Raw genomic sequence first — 15,218 nt, 5'->3', positions numbered from 1 at the left:
CGGAGGATTCCATGTGTGCACAACGCCGTCGCACCAGAAAGGGCCGCCCCCGGCAGCCGGCCCCGAAGACGCTCCCCGAAGACCTATACAGCTATGACGACGAGCCAGTGCCGAAGCGCCAGCGTCGCAACTCCCTGCTCGACGCCATAGACGGGGAGAATTTTTCTGTCACCGACGACTGGCCCGATGATGTTCCCGTCACCGAGGCCGAGATCGAGGTGTTCGAGCGCTGGTTCGGCGATGTTTTCGATGAACTGCTAAGCCCGAAAAAGCCGAACGACAGCTTGCCTTTCCTATCACAAACTGATAGGAAAAAAGCATGAGCGAGGATCGTGATCCGAACCTCGACACGCTTCTGGACCTCGACGGCCAGGTGCTCGTTGTCGATCCCGAAGGCGGTCATTGGGTGAAGTTCGTTGTCACCCGCGTTCCGGTATCGCCGGAAAAGCCGCACGGCCTCGATTACTCGCTCACGCTTCATGGGCCTTCGGGCGAACGGCTGGTCGGCTTCGATAACGCCCATCCGGTCGGCCGAGGCAGGCGCGGCGAGCCGATGGACCATCGGCATCGCCTCCAGACCGTGAAGCCTTACGCCTACGAGGACGCGGCCACGTTGTTGGCCGACTTCTGGCAGGCGGTGGACGCGGTGTTGAAGGAGCGAGGCGTGATATGACGACACTAAAAGTCGGGATTGCCGACTACGAAGAAATGAAGGCTCGCACCATGCGGATTGCGCGCGGCGAGGAAAAGCCGGCGGCAAGCGATCCGAAGGTGTGGTTCACCTCGACCGAATCTTTCGCCAAAGTGCTGTCGGCGGGCAATCGCGAATTGCTGCGCATCATCGCCGAGAAAGCGCCGGCCTCGCTTGAGGAGTTGGCGGAGATCACCGGGCGGGCGGCTTCCAATCTCTCGCGCACCCTGAAAACGATGGAAACCTACGGCCTCGTCCGTTTCGAGCGCGGACATGGCCGCAAGCTCGCGCCCAGGGTTGTTCATGACCGTGTGGAACTGGCGTTGCCGTTGATCGGTCGCATCGAAACCCGGAAAGCTGCGGGAGGCGGCCGATGAACTTCCACAACCCCAACGTCGCCACCCGCGCCGCCCTTTATCTGCGCGTCTCGACAGCCCGGCAGGCCGAGCATGACGTGTCGATTCCCGACCAGCGCAAGCAGGGCGAGACTTGGTGTGCCTCGCGCGGCTACCAGCTTGTCGAAACCTTCGTGGAAGCCGGCGCTTCCGCCACCAACGACAAGCGCCCGGAATTTCAGCGCATGATCGAGGCGGCAACGACCAAGCCAGCACCGTTCGATATTGTCGTGGTGCATTCGTTCAGCCGTTTCTTCCGCGATCATTTCGAGCTGGAGTTCTACGTCAGGAAGCTCGCCAAGAACGGCATCAAGCTCGTCTCCATCACGCAGGAGATGGGCGACGACCCCATGCACCAGATGATGCGGCAGATCATGGCGCTGTTCGACGAATACCAGTCAAAGGAGAATGCCAAGCACGTCCTGCGCACCATGAACGAGAATGCCCGTCAAGGCTTCTGGAACGGCGCGCGGCCGCCTATCGGCTACCGCATCGTCGCGGCCGAGCAGCGGGGATCGAAGATCAAGAAGAAGCTGGAGATCGACCCGCTGCACGCCGACACCGTGCGGCTGATCTATCGGCTGTTCCTTGAAGGTGACGGCACGTCCGGCGCTCTTGGCGTCAAGGCCATCGCGACCTACCTCAACGAGCGCCGCATCTTCACGCGCGATGGCGGCCGATGGGGCTTGGCGCAAGTCCATGCCATCCTGACCCGCACCACCTATATCGGCGAGCACAGGTTCAACACGCGGTCGCATAAGGACCGCCAAAAGAAGCCGGAGAGCGAGGTCGCGATCATGGCGGTGCCGCCGCTGATCGACCGTGAGACGTTCGACGCGGTGCAAGCCCGCCTCAAATCACGTCAGCCGATGGTGACGCCGGCGCGCGTTTCGAGCGGCCCGACGCTGCTGACTGGCATTTGCTTCTGCGCCAAGTGCGGGGGCGCAATGACGCTGCGCACCGGGAGGGGCAGCGCAGGCGGCACATATCGGTATTACACCTGCTCGACCAAGGCGCGGCAGGGAAAGACCGGCTGTGAGGGCCGCACGATCCAGATGGACAGGCTTGACCATCTTGTCGTCGATCACATCGAGGGCCGCTTGCTCCGGCCGACACGGCTGGAAACCATCCTTTCCAGCGTCATCGACCGTCGCCAGGAGCGAACCGAGCGCCGCCGCGAGCACCTTTCCGAACTGCATCGGCGAATCACGGAAGCAGACCAGCGGCTCGGCCGTCTCTTTGATGCCATCGAATCCGGCTTGGTCGATAAGGACGATTCGGTGGCGAGAGATCGCATTGCCGGCCTCAAGGCGGTCAGGGATCAAGCCCAGGCCGATGCTGATCGCATAGAGGCCGCGTTAGAAAGCGAGAGCGGCGAGGCCATCAGCACCGACATGCTCAAGTCCTTCGCCCGCAAGGCACGCGAGCGGATACGGCTGGAGGACGGCGGCTACCGCCGCGACCATCTGCGCGCGCTTGCACAGCGCGTCGAAGTTGACGACGCCGAGGCTCGCATCATGGGATCGAAGTCGGAATTGTTGCGAACGCTCGTCGCCGCTGCTTCGGGAGGGAAATCGACGGCGTTCGGCGTTCATAGTTCTGTACTGAAATGGCGCGCCCGAAAGGATTCGAACCTCTGACCCCCAGATTCGTAGTCTGGTGCTCTATCCAGCTGAGCTACGGGCGCGCTGCGCTGGCGGGCGTTTCGCCGCCAGCCGTGCGGGCTAACTAGCGGCTCGCTTCGCCGATTGCAAGCGCCAAGATGAAACAAATCTGACAGGCTGTGGACGGATCAGCCGGCAGGGGTGTTTTCCCTCTCGATGGCGGGGTCGGTGGGCGTTCGCGGTGAGGTGGAAACGGACGAACGCTGGGGCAGGCGGATTTCGAAGCGCGTTCCCGGCGCATCACGTTCGACGAGGCGAATCGTGCCGCCATGAGCCTCGACGATCTCCGCAACGATCGCCAGGCCAAGGCCGGTGCCGCCGGCGCGCACCGAGCCGCGAAACGCCTGGAAGAGGTTTTCCCTCGCCCTTGGCGGCAGGCCGGGCCCGGTATCGTCCACGGCGATGACCATATCGCCCTGCGACCCGCGCTCTGCTTCAACGCGGACCCGGCGCACGACGGCCGCTTCCTCCTCGCCCTCCAGTGCCTGAACGGCGTTGCGCACGAGATTGACGAGGACGCGATAGAACTGCTCGGGGTCGACCACGACCTCCAGCTCTTCCTCGACGGCGTTGATCAGCTCGATGCCGCTTTGGGCGGGCACGGCGAGCTCACCCATGATCTCCTCGACCAGCCGGTGAAGCGCCACCCGGCGGCGCGCCGGCGCCCGCTCCACAGCCTGGCCATAGGAGAGCACGGAGCGGGTGTATTCGAGGGCGCGGTCGAGGCTGCGAATCAACATCGGAGCGAAGCGCTGCACCCGCGGGTCCTCAAGGTCGGAAAGACGGTCCGAAATGAGCTGGGCGGAGCTCAGGATATTGCGCAGATCGTGGTTGATCTTGGAGACGGCGAGGCCGAGATCGGCAAGATGGCGTTGTTCGCGCAGCATGCGCGCCAACGTGCCCTGCATTTCGGCCAGTTCCGCCTCGGCGAGCCCGATCTCGTCCCGCCGTCCGCTCGGCACGATGATGCGATCCGAATCGGCCGGATCGGCGCCGAAGCCGATCATCGAACGGGTCATTGAGCGGATCGGCCGAATGAGGAGATAATTGATCGCCAGGAAGACAAGAAATGCGGTGAAGACCGAAATCGCGAGCGAGAGGAAGAAGATGTTGCGGGCATAGACCAGCATCGCCGAGCGCACGGCTGCCTCGCTCATCACGAGCTCGGCGATCATCGAGCCGTCGCCGACGGGGCCGAAGACGCGAAGGGTGCGATGGCCGCCGAAGAGCAGGCTGTCGAAAGCCTGGGCGATGGCAGAGGCGGGGCCCATCTCGCCGAGGTCGATCTGGAGATCGATGGGGCTGAGCGTCGGCGCGCGGGCGAGGAGATGGGCCGCGCCGTCCATCTGCAGTGCCACCAGTTCCGCATCGAGCGCGCGCAACAGCCCTGCGCCTTGCTCCGGCGCGAGAAGAGGGCCTTCGCCCGATGCCTCGCTCTCGGCCGCGAAGCCCGCGACGGCGGCCGTCTCGACTTTGCGGCGCAGCCACTCCTCGCGAAAATTGGCCATCGAGGGCACAAAGATCAGCACTTCCGCCGTCATGACGAACAGCATTGTCAGCCAAAGCAGGCGGGTGGACAGCCGATGCGCGAGAACAGGGCGCACCACACCCTTTTCCGTCCGCCGGCCGCTGTCGTCCGCCTCGGTCACTCTGTTCTCCATGTCGCGGTCGCTCATCTGGCGCGGCCTGGGCCGCTTGCGATCCGCAGCGCCTGCTTCCTATTGTCACACTAGCCCAAACGGCGAAGCAGGGACAGGAGGACGCGCACCGACGGGCGCCGCGCCATGGGGGCGTAATGGAGCGTTGCGAGGCGACGCGCCGCCTCGCCGAGCGTCGGATAGGGCGAGACGAAGCCGGCAAGGGCGGAAACCCGCATCCGGCGGGAAATCGCCAGGGCGAAGAGGTTGGTGATCTCGTCCGCCTTGTCGCCGACGACGCCGGCGCCGAGGATTCGGCCGCGCGCCCCGACGATCAGCTTCACGAGGCCGTCCGTCGCGTCCTCGGCTTGCGCCCTGTCGAGCGCGGCATAGGGCAGGCGAAGCGCCTCGCAGCGGCCGTTGCGCGCCGCTTCCGCCTGCGTCAGTCCGACCTGGCCGAGCGGCGGATCGGTATAGGTGACGCGCGGCATCATCTCTGGCCGGTAGCGGATGGGGAGGCGGAAAAGGAGGGCGCGAACGACGAGGCCCGCCTGATGACCGGCGACGTGGGTGAACTGGAGCCCGCCCGCAACGTCGCCGACAGCATAGACGCGCCGGTTGGTGGTGCGAAGATCGGAGCCGACCATGACGCCGCCTGGGCCGTGGTCGATGCCTGCCGCCTCAAGGCCGAGGCCTGCCGTGCGCGGCGTGCGGCCCGTGGCGATCAGAAGGTGGCTGGCGGAGACCACAGTCTCGCTGCCGTCCGCCGAGCGAAGAAAAAGATCGACGGCGTGCTGGCCCACACCGGCGGCGACACGCACAACATCGGCTCCTTCGCGCAGATCGACGCCTTCGCGCCTCAAAGCACCGAGGGCGATGGCGGCAAGCTCCGGGTCTTCCTTGGCAAGCGCCTGGCCACGTTCCACCACGACGACCTCCGCGCCGAGACGGCGGAACGCCTGCGCCATTTCGATGCCCACCGGGCCGCCGCCGATGATCGCGAGGCGCCGTGGAATCTCGTCGAGGTCAAAGAGGCTTTCGTTGGTGAGGAAGGAGACACTGACGAGGCCGGGAATCGGCGGTATGGCCGGCGCCGACCCTGTGGCGAGGACGAAGCGCCGGGCGCGGATACGAAACTCTCCCGCCTCCACCGTTCGCGCGTCGACGAAGCGCGCCCTCGCCTGGATCACTTTCACGCCCAGGCTCTCGAAGCGCCCGACCGAATCATGAGGGGCGATTGCTGCGATGGCGCCTTTTACGTGAGCGTGGACCGCGGCGGCATCGATAGCCGGCTCGCCCACGAAAACGCCGAAGCGGGACGCGGCGCGCGCGTCCGCAGCATGGCGCGCGGCGGCGATGAGCGCCTTGGAGGGCACGCAGCCGGTGTTGAGGCAGTCGCCACCCATCGCGCCCTCCTCGACGAGGACGACGTCGACGCCGAAGGATGCGGCGGCAGCCGCGACGGTCAGGCCGCCCGAGCCACCGCCGATGACGCAGATATCGGGCGCAAGTTCGGTTCGGCTCACCGGGAAACTCCGCCGCGTTCGGGCGCGCGGCGGCGTGGCTCGATCACCCATTTCTTGAGGGCCAGCCCGAGCACAGAAAGCGCCGCGAGGCCGAGGAGAGCCAGCGTCGTGTCGAAGGTGATGAAGTCCGAGATCGAATCGGCGTTTCCTCCCGCCGCCAGCAGCGCCGCGTCGAGACCGCTGCCGATGAAGGCGTAGACCATGGCGCCCGGAATGATGCCGAGGAAGGTTGCCAGCGCATAGGTCGAGAACGGCACGCCGATCAGGGCAGGGCCGACATTGACCACGGAAAACGGAAGAACCGGACTGAGGCGCAGCACGAGGAGATAGGAGAAAGCATCTTTCTCGAAGCCGTCTGCGAAGCGCCGGATCAGGCCGGCGCGGCGTCGCAAGGCTCCGCCGAAGGCCGAATTGGTCGCCTGGAAAAGGATGCAGGCGCCGATCGTCGCGCCGATCACGGTGAGCGAGCCGCCCAGCCACCAGCCGAACAGGAAGCCGCCTCCGATGGTCAGCACCGCCGCCGCCGGAAAGACGAGAGCGGTGGCGATCGCATAAAGGGCGGTGAAGCCGAGGGCGGCGAGAACGATGTTGCTGTCGACCCAGTGCTTGAGGGCGTGCCGGCCTTCAAGGAAGGCGTGAAAAGAAATCTGGTCCTGGATTCCCAGCGCCCATGAGAGCACGAGGGCGCAGCCGATCAGCGCCAGCGGCAGGAAACGCTGGGGCGACGTCATCGGCGCTGCGGATGGCGCGCCGGCGGAGCCGTGGTCTTTTTCTCGCCAGATGGGGCGCACCGCCGTCCTCTTCCTTGCCTTGCGCGACAAGAACACCTATCGCCGGGATGGTTAACCGGGAACTGACAGGCGCCGAGTCTCACGGCACCTTGAAACCGTGTGAGCGCATGTGACATGGTGGACTAAGTCCATTCGCCACGATGCTTGCTTAACGCGTTTGACGTTGGCGGATTGACTTTTTGCCGAGGCTCTTCCTATAAGCCCCCACGAACGGACGGGGTCCGCGCGATGCGGTCGTGCGTCCATTGTCGCCCGAAAACTCGATTGAAGACCGACCAAGAGGCCCGTGGGGTGACTCCCCGGAGAATTCAACGATGAAGCGCACCTATCAGCCCAGCAAGCTCGTCCGCAAGCGCCGTCACGGCTTCCGTGCCCGCATGGCAACCACCGGTGGCCGCAAGGTGATCGCGGCTCGCCGCGCACGCGGCCGCAAGCGGCTCTCCGCGTAAAAAGCGCTGTTCGACGCATGGGACCGAGCCGGATGGATTTCCGGTGACTCCCATGCGGCGATCCGACGATGCGGGACGGGGCGAGGCGCCTTGCCGGTCCTGTCGATCGCGAGAGGGCCGATGACCGTCGGACGGATGAAGACGCGCGCCGAGTTTTTGGCGGCGCGCCGGGGGAGGCGGCTGAACGGCCCCTTCTTCTTCGTCGAAGCCCTCGACCGTGGCGATGGCCGTGAGCCCCGTTTCGGGCTGACGGTGACCAAGAAGGTCGGCAACGCGGTCGAGCGCAACAGAATCCGGCGCCGGCTGCGTGAGGCGATCCGCCTCGGCGCGGGGGCTGAAATGGCCGTGGGCCATGATTATGTCATCGTCGCCCGCCGCGACGTCCTTGGCGTACCGTTCGCTTCGTTGACGAAGGAGCTCGGGCGCCGCCTTGCCCACAGCGGCAGGAACGCACCACGTCCGCCGTCCGGCACTTCCGACCGGCGGCCCCTGGGGAAAGAGTGATGCAAAACAACCGCAACTTCCTGATCGCCATGGTGCTGTCCATCGCGGTGCTGGTGGGTTGGCAGTTCCTGGTGGTCGCGCCCCGCATGGAAGCGCAGCGCCAGGCGGAGCAGGCGCAGAAGGGCGGCGAGCTGCAGACCCCGACGACCCCCGCCGGCACCGACCAGAAGGAAGTGGTGGCACCGGCCGGACGCGAGAGCGTGGTGCCGGCCGAGACGCCGACGCCCGCCCAATCGGCGACGCGGGAGGACGCATTGAACAGCGATCCCCGGGTCGCCATCGACACGCCCTCGCTGTCGGGCTCCATCAACCTCAAGGGTGCGCGGCTCGACGACCTGAGGCTCAAGAACTACCACGTCACCGTCGACGACGCCTCGCCGACCATCGTTCTGCTCTCGCCCGAGCAGGACAAGGACGGCTATTTCGCCGAGCTCGGCTATTCGGGCAAGGAGGCCGGCGCGCTGCCGGGGCCGACCACTCTGTGGCAGGCGCAGTCGGGCGCCGTTCTTTCACCAGACAGCCCGGTGACGCTGACCTACACCAACGACAAGGGCCTGACCTTCACCCGCGTCATCTCGGTGGACGACAAGTTCATGTTCACCATCGAGGACTCCGTCGCCAATGGCGGCTCGACGCCGGTGAGCCTCTCGCCGTGGGGCCGCGTCGTGCGCTTCTCGAAGCCCGAGGTCGCCTCGAGCTACGTCCTCTTCGAGGGGCTTCTCGGCGTCTTCGGCGAAAACGGCCTCAACGAAGTCACCTACAAGTCGATCGAGAAGGACGGCACGGTCAAGCCCGAGAAGGCTGCCAACGGCTGGCTCGGCACCACCGACAAGTATTGGGCGACCGCCATCGTTCCCGTCGACCAGGGCGCCTTCCAGCCGACTTTCCGCTATTCGACCGCGGGTCGGACCTTCTATCAGTCGGACTACCTCGCCGATCCGATGGAGATCGCGCCGGGTGCCAGCAAGACCTTCAGCAGCCACACCTTTGCGGGCGCCAAAGTGGTGGATCTCATCGATCACTACGAGGAGGCGCTGAACATCCCGCATTTCGGCCAGCTCATCGACTGGGGCTGGTTCTACTTCATTACGCGGCCGATGTTCCATGCCATCGACTGGCTCTATCGCTTCCTGGGCAATTTCGGCCTGGCGATCATCGCCGTGACGATCGTCCTGAAGGCCATCTTCTTCCCGCTCGCCAACAAATCCTACCAGTCGATGGCGAGGATGAAGAACCTCCAGCCGAAGATCGCCGAGATGCGCGAGCGCTTCGCCGACGACAAGGTCAAGCAGCAGCAGGAGATGATGCGCCTCTACAAGGAGGAAAAGGTCAATCCGGCGGCCGGCTGCTGGCCGATGCTGATCCAGATCCCGATCTTTTTCTCGCTCTACAAGGTGCTCTACGTCACCATCGAGATGCGCCATGCGCCGTTCTACGGCTGGATTCACGATCTTGCGGCGCCGGACCCGACGAGCCTGTTCAACCTCTTCGGCCTGCTGCCCTACGACGTGCCGCAGATGCTGATGATCGGCGCTTGGCCGTTGGTCATGGGCGTGACCATGTTCGTCCAGATGCGGCTCAACCCGACGCCCGCCGACCCCAGCCAGCAGATGATCTTCACCTGGATGCCGGTGGTCTTCACCTTCATGCTGGCGCACTTCCCGGCCGGACTGGTAATCTACTGGACCTGCAACAACACGCTGTCCATCATCCAGCAGTCGATCATCATGAAGCGCAACGGCACCAAGATCGAACTCTGGGACAATCTGAAGGGCATGTTCCGGCGAAAGCCGAAAACGGCCAAGGGATAATTTTCCTTCCTTATTTACAATTGTGGCGGGGGCCGCGACGCGAAGAGGCGTTCGCGGCCTTTGCTTTACGCGCCCGGCCGGCCCAAGCCTTGCCTTCCATGCCCGTCGCGGGCATGAAGCGGGCATGACAGGCCCCGATCCCTCCTCTCCGCATCCCGTGCCGGCGCATCGCCGCATCGGCTTCCTGAAGCCGCTCGTCTCAAATCCGATGATCGAGATCGGCGAGTTCACCTATTACGATGACCCGGACGGGCCAGAGCACTTCGTCGAGAAGTGCGTGACCCACCATTATCCGTTCCTTGGCGACCGCCTGGTCATCGGCCGCTTCTGCGCCATCGCCAAAGGCGCCACCTTCATCATGAACGGCGCCAACCATGTGATGGACGGCTTCTCGACCTATCCCTTCAATCTCTTCGCCAATGGCTGGGAAGAGGGTTTCGATGTCGAGAGCTATGGTCGCGGCCTTCGCGGCGACACGTTGGTCGGCAACGACGTGTGGATCGGCGAGCATGCACGGATTCTGCCGGGCGTCACCATCGGCGACGGCGCGATCATCGGCGCCTACAGCGTGGTGACGAAGGACGTGCCGCCCTACGGCGTCGTCGCCGGCAACCCGGCGCGGCTGAAGCGTTCGCGCTTTGACGAGGCGACCGTCGCCTGGCTCCTCGACATCGCATGGTGGAACTGGCCGGTGGACAAGATCGGCCGCAATCTCGACGCCATTCGCGGCGCCGATCTCAAGCACCTGGAGACCGCCCGATGAGCAGCACCGAACCCGCGCCGGAGGCCGGCCAGGCGATCTTTGTCAAGCCCTGGGTCTTCATCCGCGGCGTGCCCAACATGAGCGTTCTGCCGCCGGAGGGGCCGCCCGAGATCGCCTTCGCGGGGCGCTCCAATGTCGGCAAGTCGTCGCTCATCAACGCGCTGCTGCGCCAGAAGGGGCTGGCGCGCACGTCGAATACGCCGGGGCGGACGCAGGAGCTCAACTATTTCGTGCCCGGCGGCTATTCCGGCGCGCTGGACGATCTGCCGCCACTCGCCATCGTCGACATGCCGGGCTACGGCTATGCCGAGGCGCCGAAAGAGAAGGTCGATGCCTGGACGCGGCTCGTCTTCGACTATCTGCGCGGTCGCTCGACCCTGAAGCGCGTCTTCGTGTTGATCGATGCACGCCACGGCATCAAGACCAACGACGCCGATGTCCTCGGCCTTCTCGACAAGGCGGCGGTGTCCTACCAGATCGTCCTGACGAAGCTCGACAAGATCAAGCCGACGGCGGTTCCGAAGCTTCTGGAGGCAACGGCCGAGGCGATCCGCAAGAGGCCGGCGGCCTATCCGCAAATCCTTGCCACTTCTTCGGAAAAGGGCGCGGGCCTCGACGAGCTGCGCGAGGCGATCCTCACGATTTCGCAGCAGCGCTGACGCCGGTCAGGCAGCGCTTTCGTCGGACAAAAGGCGCTGGCGGATGCGCGTCTCGATGCGCCTGACGACATCGCGGTAGGCCGAGAGAATCTGTTCGCGGGTGCCGTCGGCGGCGGCCGGGTCGGGCATTGGCCAGAATTCGACGTCGACGGCATCGGCCCGCATGGCGTTGAGCACCATGTGATGGGCCTCGGGCGAGAGCGTCACCACGAGGTCGAAGAAGGAATCCTCGATCTCCTCGAAGCTCTGCGGCCGCCGGTTGCCGAGGCTGATGCCCTTTTCAGATAGAACCGTATCGACGAAGGGGTCGCGTTCGCCTCGTTTGACGCCGGCCGATGCGACGTAGACCGAGGCGGGCAGGAGGTTTTTGGCGAGCGCCTCGGCGATCGGCGAGCGGATCGAGTTGAGCCCGCAGACGAAGAGCACCGAGGAAACGCCGCGGCCCTTCTTCTCCGCGCCGCCCGGCAGGGGCGCGGCGCTCAAACGGACATCCTCGGGGCCGTCCGCCCCGAAGGAACGCGGCCGATAGCGGCCGGGATGGGGAGGCGCGCGCCCATCTCGTCAGCTCCGACGATGCAACACGCAGATCAGGGTGAAGAGCCGCCGTGCCGTGTCGAAATCGAGGTCGATCTTGCCGGCGAGGCGCTCCTTCAGCGTCTCCGAGCCCTCGTTGTGGACGCCGCGACGTCCCATGTCGATCGCCTCGATCTGCGAGGGCGTCGCCGAGCGCACCGCCTCATGGTAGCTGTCGCAGATCAGGAAGTAGTCCTTGATGATGCGCCGGAACGGCGTCAGCGACAGGATATGCTTGGCCACCGGCTGATCGGCCTCGTCCCGCACGTCGAAGACCAGGCGCTTTTCGATCAGCGAAAGCGTCAGGCGGAAATTTCCCTCCGTGGCGCCGGCGGGCGTGAAGCTGTTCTCCTCGATGAGGTCGAAGATCGCGACCTTGCGCTCGTGCTCTATATCGGGCGGTGCGCGCCCGATGGTGCCGTCGAGCTCGACATGGATGAGTTTGCCGCCGTGGCCCGTCATCGCCGCCTCAGAGGTTGATCCGCACGCCGACGGAGCGGCCGTGGGCGTCGAGGCCCTCGGCGCGGGCGAGCGCGATGGCGGCCGGCCCGAGCGCGCGAAGCTGCGCAGGCCCGAGCTTCAGGATCGACGTGCGCTTGACGAAGTCGAGCACCGAGAGGCCCGAGGAAAAGCGCGCGGACCGCGCGGTCGGCAGCACGTGGTTGGTGCCGCCGACATAATCGCCGATAACCTCCGGCGTGTGGCGGCCGAGGAAGACGGCGCCGGCGTTGCGGATGCGCGCGAACAGCGCCTCGGGGTCGGCGACGGCGAGCTCCAGATGCTCGGCGGCGATGCGGTCCGCCAGCGCCGGCACCTCGTCGAGGCTGCCGACGAGGATGATCGCGCCGAAATCGCGCCAGCTCGCGCCCGCGACATCGCGGCGCGGGAGCAGCGCGAGCTGGCGCTCGACCGCGCCCTCGACCGCGTCCGCCAACACGGCATCGTCGGTGATGAGGATCGACTGCGCGGCGGCGTCGTGCTCGGCCTGGGCCAGGAGATCGGCCGCGAGCCAATCGGGGTCGTTCTCGCCGTCGGCGACCACCAGCACCTCGGAGGGACCGGCGATCATGTCGATGCCCACGGTGCCGAAGACCTGTCGCTTGGCGGCGGCAACATAGGCGTTGCCGGGGCCGACGATCTTGGCGACGGGCGGGATCGTCTCCGTGCCATGGGCGAGCGCGGCGATCGCCTGCGCGCCGCCGATGCGATAGATCTCGTCGATGCCGCAGAGCGCGGCGGCGGCGAGCACCAGCGGGTTGAGCCGCCCGTCCGGCGAGGGCACCACCATGGCGATGCGCTCGACGCCGGCGACGCGCGCCGGCACGGCGTTCATCAGCACCGAGGAGGGATAGCTTGCCAGTCCGCCCGGCACGTAGAGGCCGACCGACTCCACGGCGGTCCAGCGGCTGCCGAGCTCGACCCCGATCGGGTCGATATAGCGTTCGTCCTCGGGCTTCTGGCGCTGGTGGTGGTCCCTGATGCGCTGATGGGCCAGCTCCAGGGCGGCACGCACCTCGGGGTCGGTGCCGGCAAGCGCCGCGTCGATCTCGTCGCGCGCGACCTTCAGGGTCTGCGGCGTGAGGGTGAGCCGGTCAAAGCGCGCCGTCGCCTCGATCAGGGCTTCGTCGCCGCGCGTCTTGACGTCGTCGACGATGGCGCGGACCGCCGCCTCGACATCGGCGGAAACCTCCCGCTTCATCGACAGCAACGCCGAAAATTGCGCGTCGAACCCCTCGTCCTTGCTGTTCAGCCTCAGCGGCAAGCCTTTGTCTCCTCGATGATCCGATCTCGCGCCGCGCCGCTCAGGGCCGGCGGCTCATCCCTTGTCATGGTCGGGCTTGAAGCTGGTGCTCCAGGCCGCCCCGAGATCGGAAAGCTGTGCTTCGATGCATTCGACATCGAGCCTTATCGTGGAGCCTCCCGCAAATACAAGCGTGACATGGCCGGAAGGGGCGTCGGTGGGCGAAAAACGAATGGCGAGCAGCGAAAGAACGGTGTCGGCGGGAGCGCTCGCCAGCCCCTCCTGATGCACCTTTTCCACGCGGTTGAAATGCAGCGCCGCGCGCCGTCGCTCGAAGGTCTGCCCGCCGAAGAGCGAAGCGAGCAGGGAGGGATTTGCCTTTTCCCAGGCGAATCGGTTGATCGCCATGACGAACTGCTTTTGCTGCGGACGATACTGGCATTCGCCGAGCTTCAGGACGGCGTCCTGGCAATGGGCGGAGAGAATAGCCAGGTCGTCTTCGTCGACGGCGATGAGACGCAAGGGGTCCATGGAAGCCTTCTTCACATGCGGAAAGGATGTGAGGCCAAAGCTAGAGCCTCGGCTGTCGATAGCAAAGGCGCAGTCGCCGGTCAGTTCTCCTCGGGACGGCGATACTGCTCGTTGACGATGCCGAGTTCGCCGAGAAGGCGGCCGAGCGCCACCTGTGGGCGATAGAGTCCGGTCACGAAAGAGCCTGTCTGCCAGGCGAGATAGGAGCCGCGCACCGGCGAGGCAACGAGAAGCGCCAGGCTTTTCGCCAGGCTGCGGGCACGGCCCTTGAAGGAGCTATCGCGGCGCCGTTCGATGATCGCCGACAGGGCGCCCTCTCGCAGCGCGCGCGCCTGGAGCCAGGAAAACTCCGTCCGGCGCTGAGGGACGGTCTCGTAGACCGGAGCCTCCTGACACCACGCGAACGAAAAGCCCTTCTCGCGGCACCGCGAATAGAAGTCGCTGTCGCCGCCGCCGATGAAGTTGAAGGCCGTGTCCAGGAAGGGTGGCCCCATGGCCTCCAGAAGGCGGCGGCGAAGGAGGACGTTGCCGGACGAATAGAGGATCGGCACCGGGCCGGTCGCATCATAATGGGGCTCGAACACCGGATGGTTGGCCAGCTTGGCGCCGCGTTCGTCGGCGAAGACGGGGATCTGCGGCCCGCCGACCGCGTCGGCGTCGGTCTCCTGCGCCGTCTCCACCAGCCGGGCGAGCCATTGCGGATCAGCGCATTCGTCATCGTCGATGACGAGCAGGAACTCCATGCCCGGGAATTCGCCGAGCGCGGTCTTCCAGCCTGCATTATAAGCCGAACAATTGCCTCGCTCGTGGGCGATGATGACGAGGCCTTCCAGGAGCCCGCCCAGGAAGAAGGGGCGCGCCGCCGCTGCACCCTCCCGGCCGGTGTCATCATTGTCCATGACAACGACGGCGAAGCGGTGCTCGGTGTTCTGCTCGCAGAGGGAGCGCAGGGTCTTTTCCAGGTGCTCGGGGCGGCGGAAGGTGGGCAGGGTGACAACGACGCGATGAGGCGGGCGGGCGCCTTCATGGCTGCGGAATTCGACCGTGACTTCGCCGCTGATCGCGTCCATGGCTGTCCATTCGCCTTCCCGTGAACGGCAAATTTACGAGCGAACCCTCAACAATGGATCAACAGCGGCACCGTCGCGGCGCCATGGATCGATTGCATTGGTCAAGGATTGTTAGTGGAGCGGAAAGTCCTTCTAGTTTAAATTCGATTGATTGCCGACCTCTCCGGCCAGGGTGTCCATGCGCTTAACGTTCATCAGCTCGCTTCTTGCTGACGATACCCCGGTCACGGGGTTCGAAATCGCCACTTTGGCGATTATCAACGAATTGCGTCATGCCGGCATCGAGCTTTGCTTTGTTGGCTTCACGCGTGCAGGCTTCCGTCCTCTTCGACCCAACGAGGTTTCGCTGGGTGAGATCAGCTTCGAAAACGCCGGCGCTGGCGCTGTAAAAAAAGCCGGCTGGGTGGCGCGCG

The 15,218-nt window shown here is 65.5% G+C and carries 17 protein-coding genes and 1 tRNA gene; 9 read left to right on the top strand and 9 right to left on the bottom strand.

Going from position 1 to position 15,218, the window contains the following annotated elements:
- Positions 1 to 11 precede the first annotated feature (11 nt).
- The 4 genes from B5D38_RS07935 to B5D38_RS07920 are packed head-to-tail and all read left to right on the top strand — an operon-like array spanning position 12 to position 2,726.
- Positions 12 to 323, top strand: a complete 312-nt coding sequence (locus tag B5D38_RS07935; protein ID WP_078707850.1) for a hypothetical protein — start codon at positions 12 to 14, stop codon at positions 321 to 323.
- Positions 320 to 673: a toxin-antitoxin system TumE family protein gene (locus B5D38_RS07930; RefSeq protein ID WP_078707849.1), complete on the top strand. Its 354-nt coding sequence runs from the start codon at positions 320 to 322 to the stop codon at positions 671 to 673. Before B5D38_RS07935 ends, B5D38_RS07930 begins: the two co-directional genes overlap by 4 nt.
- Positions 670 to 1,068 carry an HVO_A0114 family putative DNA-binding protein gene (locus B5D38_RS07925; RefSeq protein WP_078707848.1) on the top strand — a complete coding sequence of 133 codons (399 nt, stop codon included), beginning with the start codon at positions 670 to 672 and terminating at the stop codon, positions 1,066 to 1,068. The genes B5D38_RS07930 and B5D38_RS07925 overlap by 4 nt, the downstream gene beginning before the upstream one ends.
- Positions 1,065 to 2,726, top strand: a complete 1,662-nt coding sequence (locus B5D38_RS07920) for a recombinase family protein (protein WP_078707847.1) — start codon at positions 1,065 to 1,067, stop codon at positions 2,724 to 2,726. Before B5D38_RS07925 ends, B5D38_RS07920 begins: the two co-directional genes overlap by 4 nt.
- On the opposite strand, the gene B5D38_RS07915 is transcribed toward B5D38_RS07920, so the two are convergent.
- The 4 genes from B5D38_RS07915 to B5D38_RS07900 form a co-directional block, all read right to left on the bottom strand.
- Positions 2,697 to 2,773, bottom strand: a tRNA-Arg gene (locus B5D38_RS07915). The two genes, B5D38_RS07920 and B5D38_RS07915, sit on opposite strands and share 30 nt — an antisense overlap.
- Before the next feature lie 105 nt (positions 2,774 to 2,878).
- The gene (locus tag B5D38_RS07910; protein WP_245318906.1) at positions 2,879 to 4,426 is read right to left on the bottom strand and encodes a sensor histidine kinase; all 1,548 of its coding nucleotides are present in this window, start codon (positions 4,424 to 4,426) and stop codon (positions 2,879 to 2,881) included.
- Positions 4,427 to 4,479: 53 nt separating this feature from the next.
- Positions 4,480 to 5,913: a dihydrolipoyl dehydrogenase family protein gene (locus B5D38_RS07905; protein WP_245318902.1), complete on the bottom strand. Its 1,434-nt coding sequence runs from the start codon at positions 5,911 to 5,913 to the stop codon at positions 4,480 to 4,482.
- Entirely contained in the window at positions 5,910 to 6,704 is a 795-nt protein-coding gene (locus B5D38_RS07900) for a TVP38/TMEM64 family protein (protein WP_245318898.1), read from the bottom strand. Before B5D38_RS07900 ends, B5D38_RS07905 begins: the two co-directional genes overlap by 4 nt.
- Before the next feature lie 314 nt (positions 6,705 to 7,018).
- Between B5D38_RS07900 and rpmH the strand changes: the two genes are divergently transcribed.
- The 5 genes from rpmH to yihA all read left to right on the top strand — a co-directional run bounded on the left by rpmH (position 7,019) and on the right by yihA (position 10,890).
- Positions 7,019 to 7,153: a 50S ribosomal protein L34 gene (gene rpmH, locus B5D38_RS07895; protein ID WP_026501365.1), complete on the top strand. Its 135-nt coding sequence runs from the start codon at positions 7,019 to 7,021 to the stop codon at positions 7,151 to 7,153.
- A 120-nt stretch (positions 7,154 to 7,273) separates the two neighbouring features.
- Positions 7,274 to 7,657 (top strand): ribonuclease P protein component, encoded by a 384-nt coding sequence (gene rnpA / locus B5D38_RS07890; protein WP_078707845.1) that lies wholly within the window; start codon positions 7,274 to 7,276, stop codon positions 7,655 to 7,657.
- Positions 7,657 to 9,468 (top strand): membrane protein insertase YidC, encoded by a 1,812-nt coding sequence (gene yidC / locus B5D38_RS07885; RefSeq protein WP_078707844.1) that lies wholly within the window; start codon positions 7,657 to 7,659, stop codon positions 9,466 to 9,468. The genes rnpA and yidC overlap by 1 nt, the downstream gene beginning before the upstream one ends.
- Before the next feature lie 124 nt (positions 9,469 to 9,592).
- Positions 9,593 to 10,231 (top strand): CatB-related O-acetyltransferase, encoded by a 639-nt coding sequence (locus B5D38_RS07880; protein ID WP_078707843.1) that lies wholly within the window; start codon positions 9,593 to 9,595, stop codon positions 10,229 to 10,231.
- Positions 10,228 to 10,890, top strand: coding sequence for a ribosome biogenesis GTP-binding protein YihA/YsxC (gene yihA, locus B5D38_RS07875; RefSeq protein ID WP_078707842.1), 663 nt, complete (start codon positions 10,228 to 10,230; stop codon positions 10,888 to 10,890). The genes B5D38_RS07880 and yihA overlap by 4 nt, the downstream gene beginning before the upstream one ends.
- Before the next feature lie 6 nt (positions 10,891 to 10,896).
- Here the strand turns inward: yihA and B5D38_RS07870 are convergent, their stop codons facing one another.
- From B5D38_RS07870 to B5D38_RS07850, 5 genes are all read right to left on the bottom strand, one after another.
- Entirely contained in the window at positions 10,897 to 11,373 is a 477-nt protein-coding gene (locus tag B5D38_RS07870; protein WP_078707841.1) for an arsenate-mycothiol transferase ArsC, read from the bottom strand.
- A 78-nt stretch (positions 11,374 to 11,451) separates the two neighbouring features.
- Positions 11,452 to 11,925 (bottom strand): UPF0262 family protein, encoded by a 474-nt coding sequence (locus tag B5D38_RS07865; protein ID WP_078707840.1) that lies wholly within the window; start codon positions 11,923 to 11,925, stop codon positions 11,452 to 11,454.
- Between the two features lie 7 nt (positions 11,926 to 11,932).
- Entirely contained in the window at positions 11,933 to 13,225 is a 1,293-nt protein-coding gene (hisD, locus tag B5D38_RS07860; RefSeq protein ID WP_078707839.1) for a histidinol dehydrogenase, read from the bottom strand.
- Positions 13,226 to 13,279: 54 nt separating this feature from the next.
- Complete coding sequence (locus B5D38_RS07855) at positions 13,280 to 13,735, bottom strand: DUF2948 family protein (RefSeq protein ID WP_078707838.1); 456 nt, start codon at positions 13,733 to 13,735, stop codon at positions 13,280 to 13,282.
- Between the two features lie 80 nt (positions 13,736 to 13,815).
- A complete protein-coding gene (locus B5D38_RS07850) occupies positions 13,816 to 14,805 on the bottom strand; it encodes a glycosyltransferase family 2 protein (RefSeq protein ID WP_078707837.1) in 990 nt (329 codons plus the stop codon).
- Positions 14,806 to 15,218 lie beyond the last annotated feature (413 nt).

The organism is Consotaella salsifontis (assembly GCF_900167365.1).
Lineage (GTDB): Bacteria > Pseudomonadota > Alphaproteobacteria > Rhizobiales > Rhizobiaceae > Consotaella > Consotaella salsifontis.
This window is presented reverse-complemented; position numbering and strand designations above follow the sequence as displayed.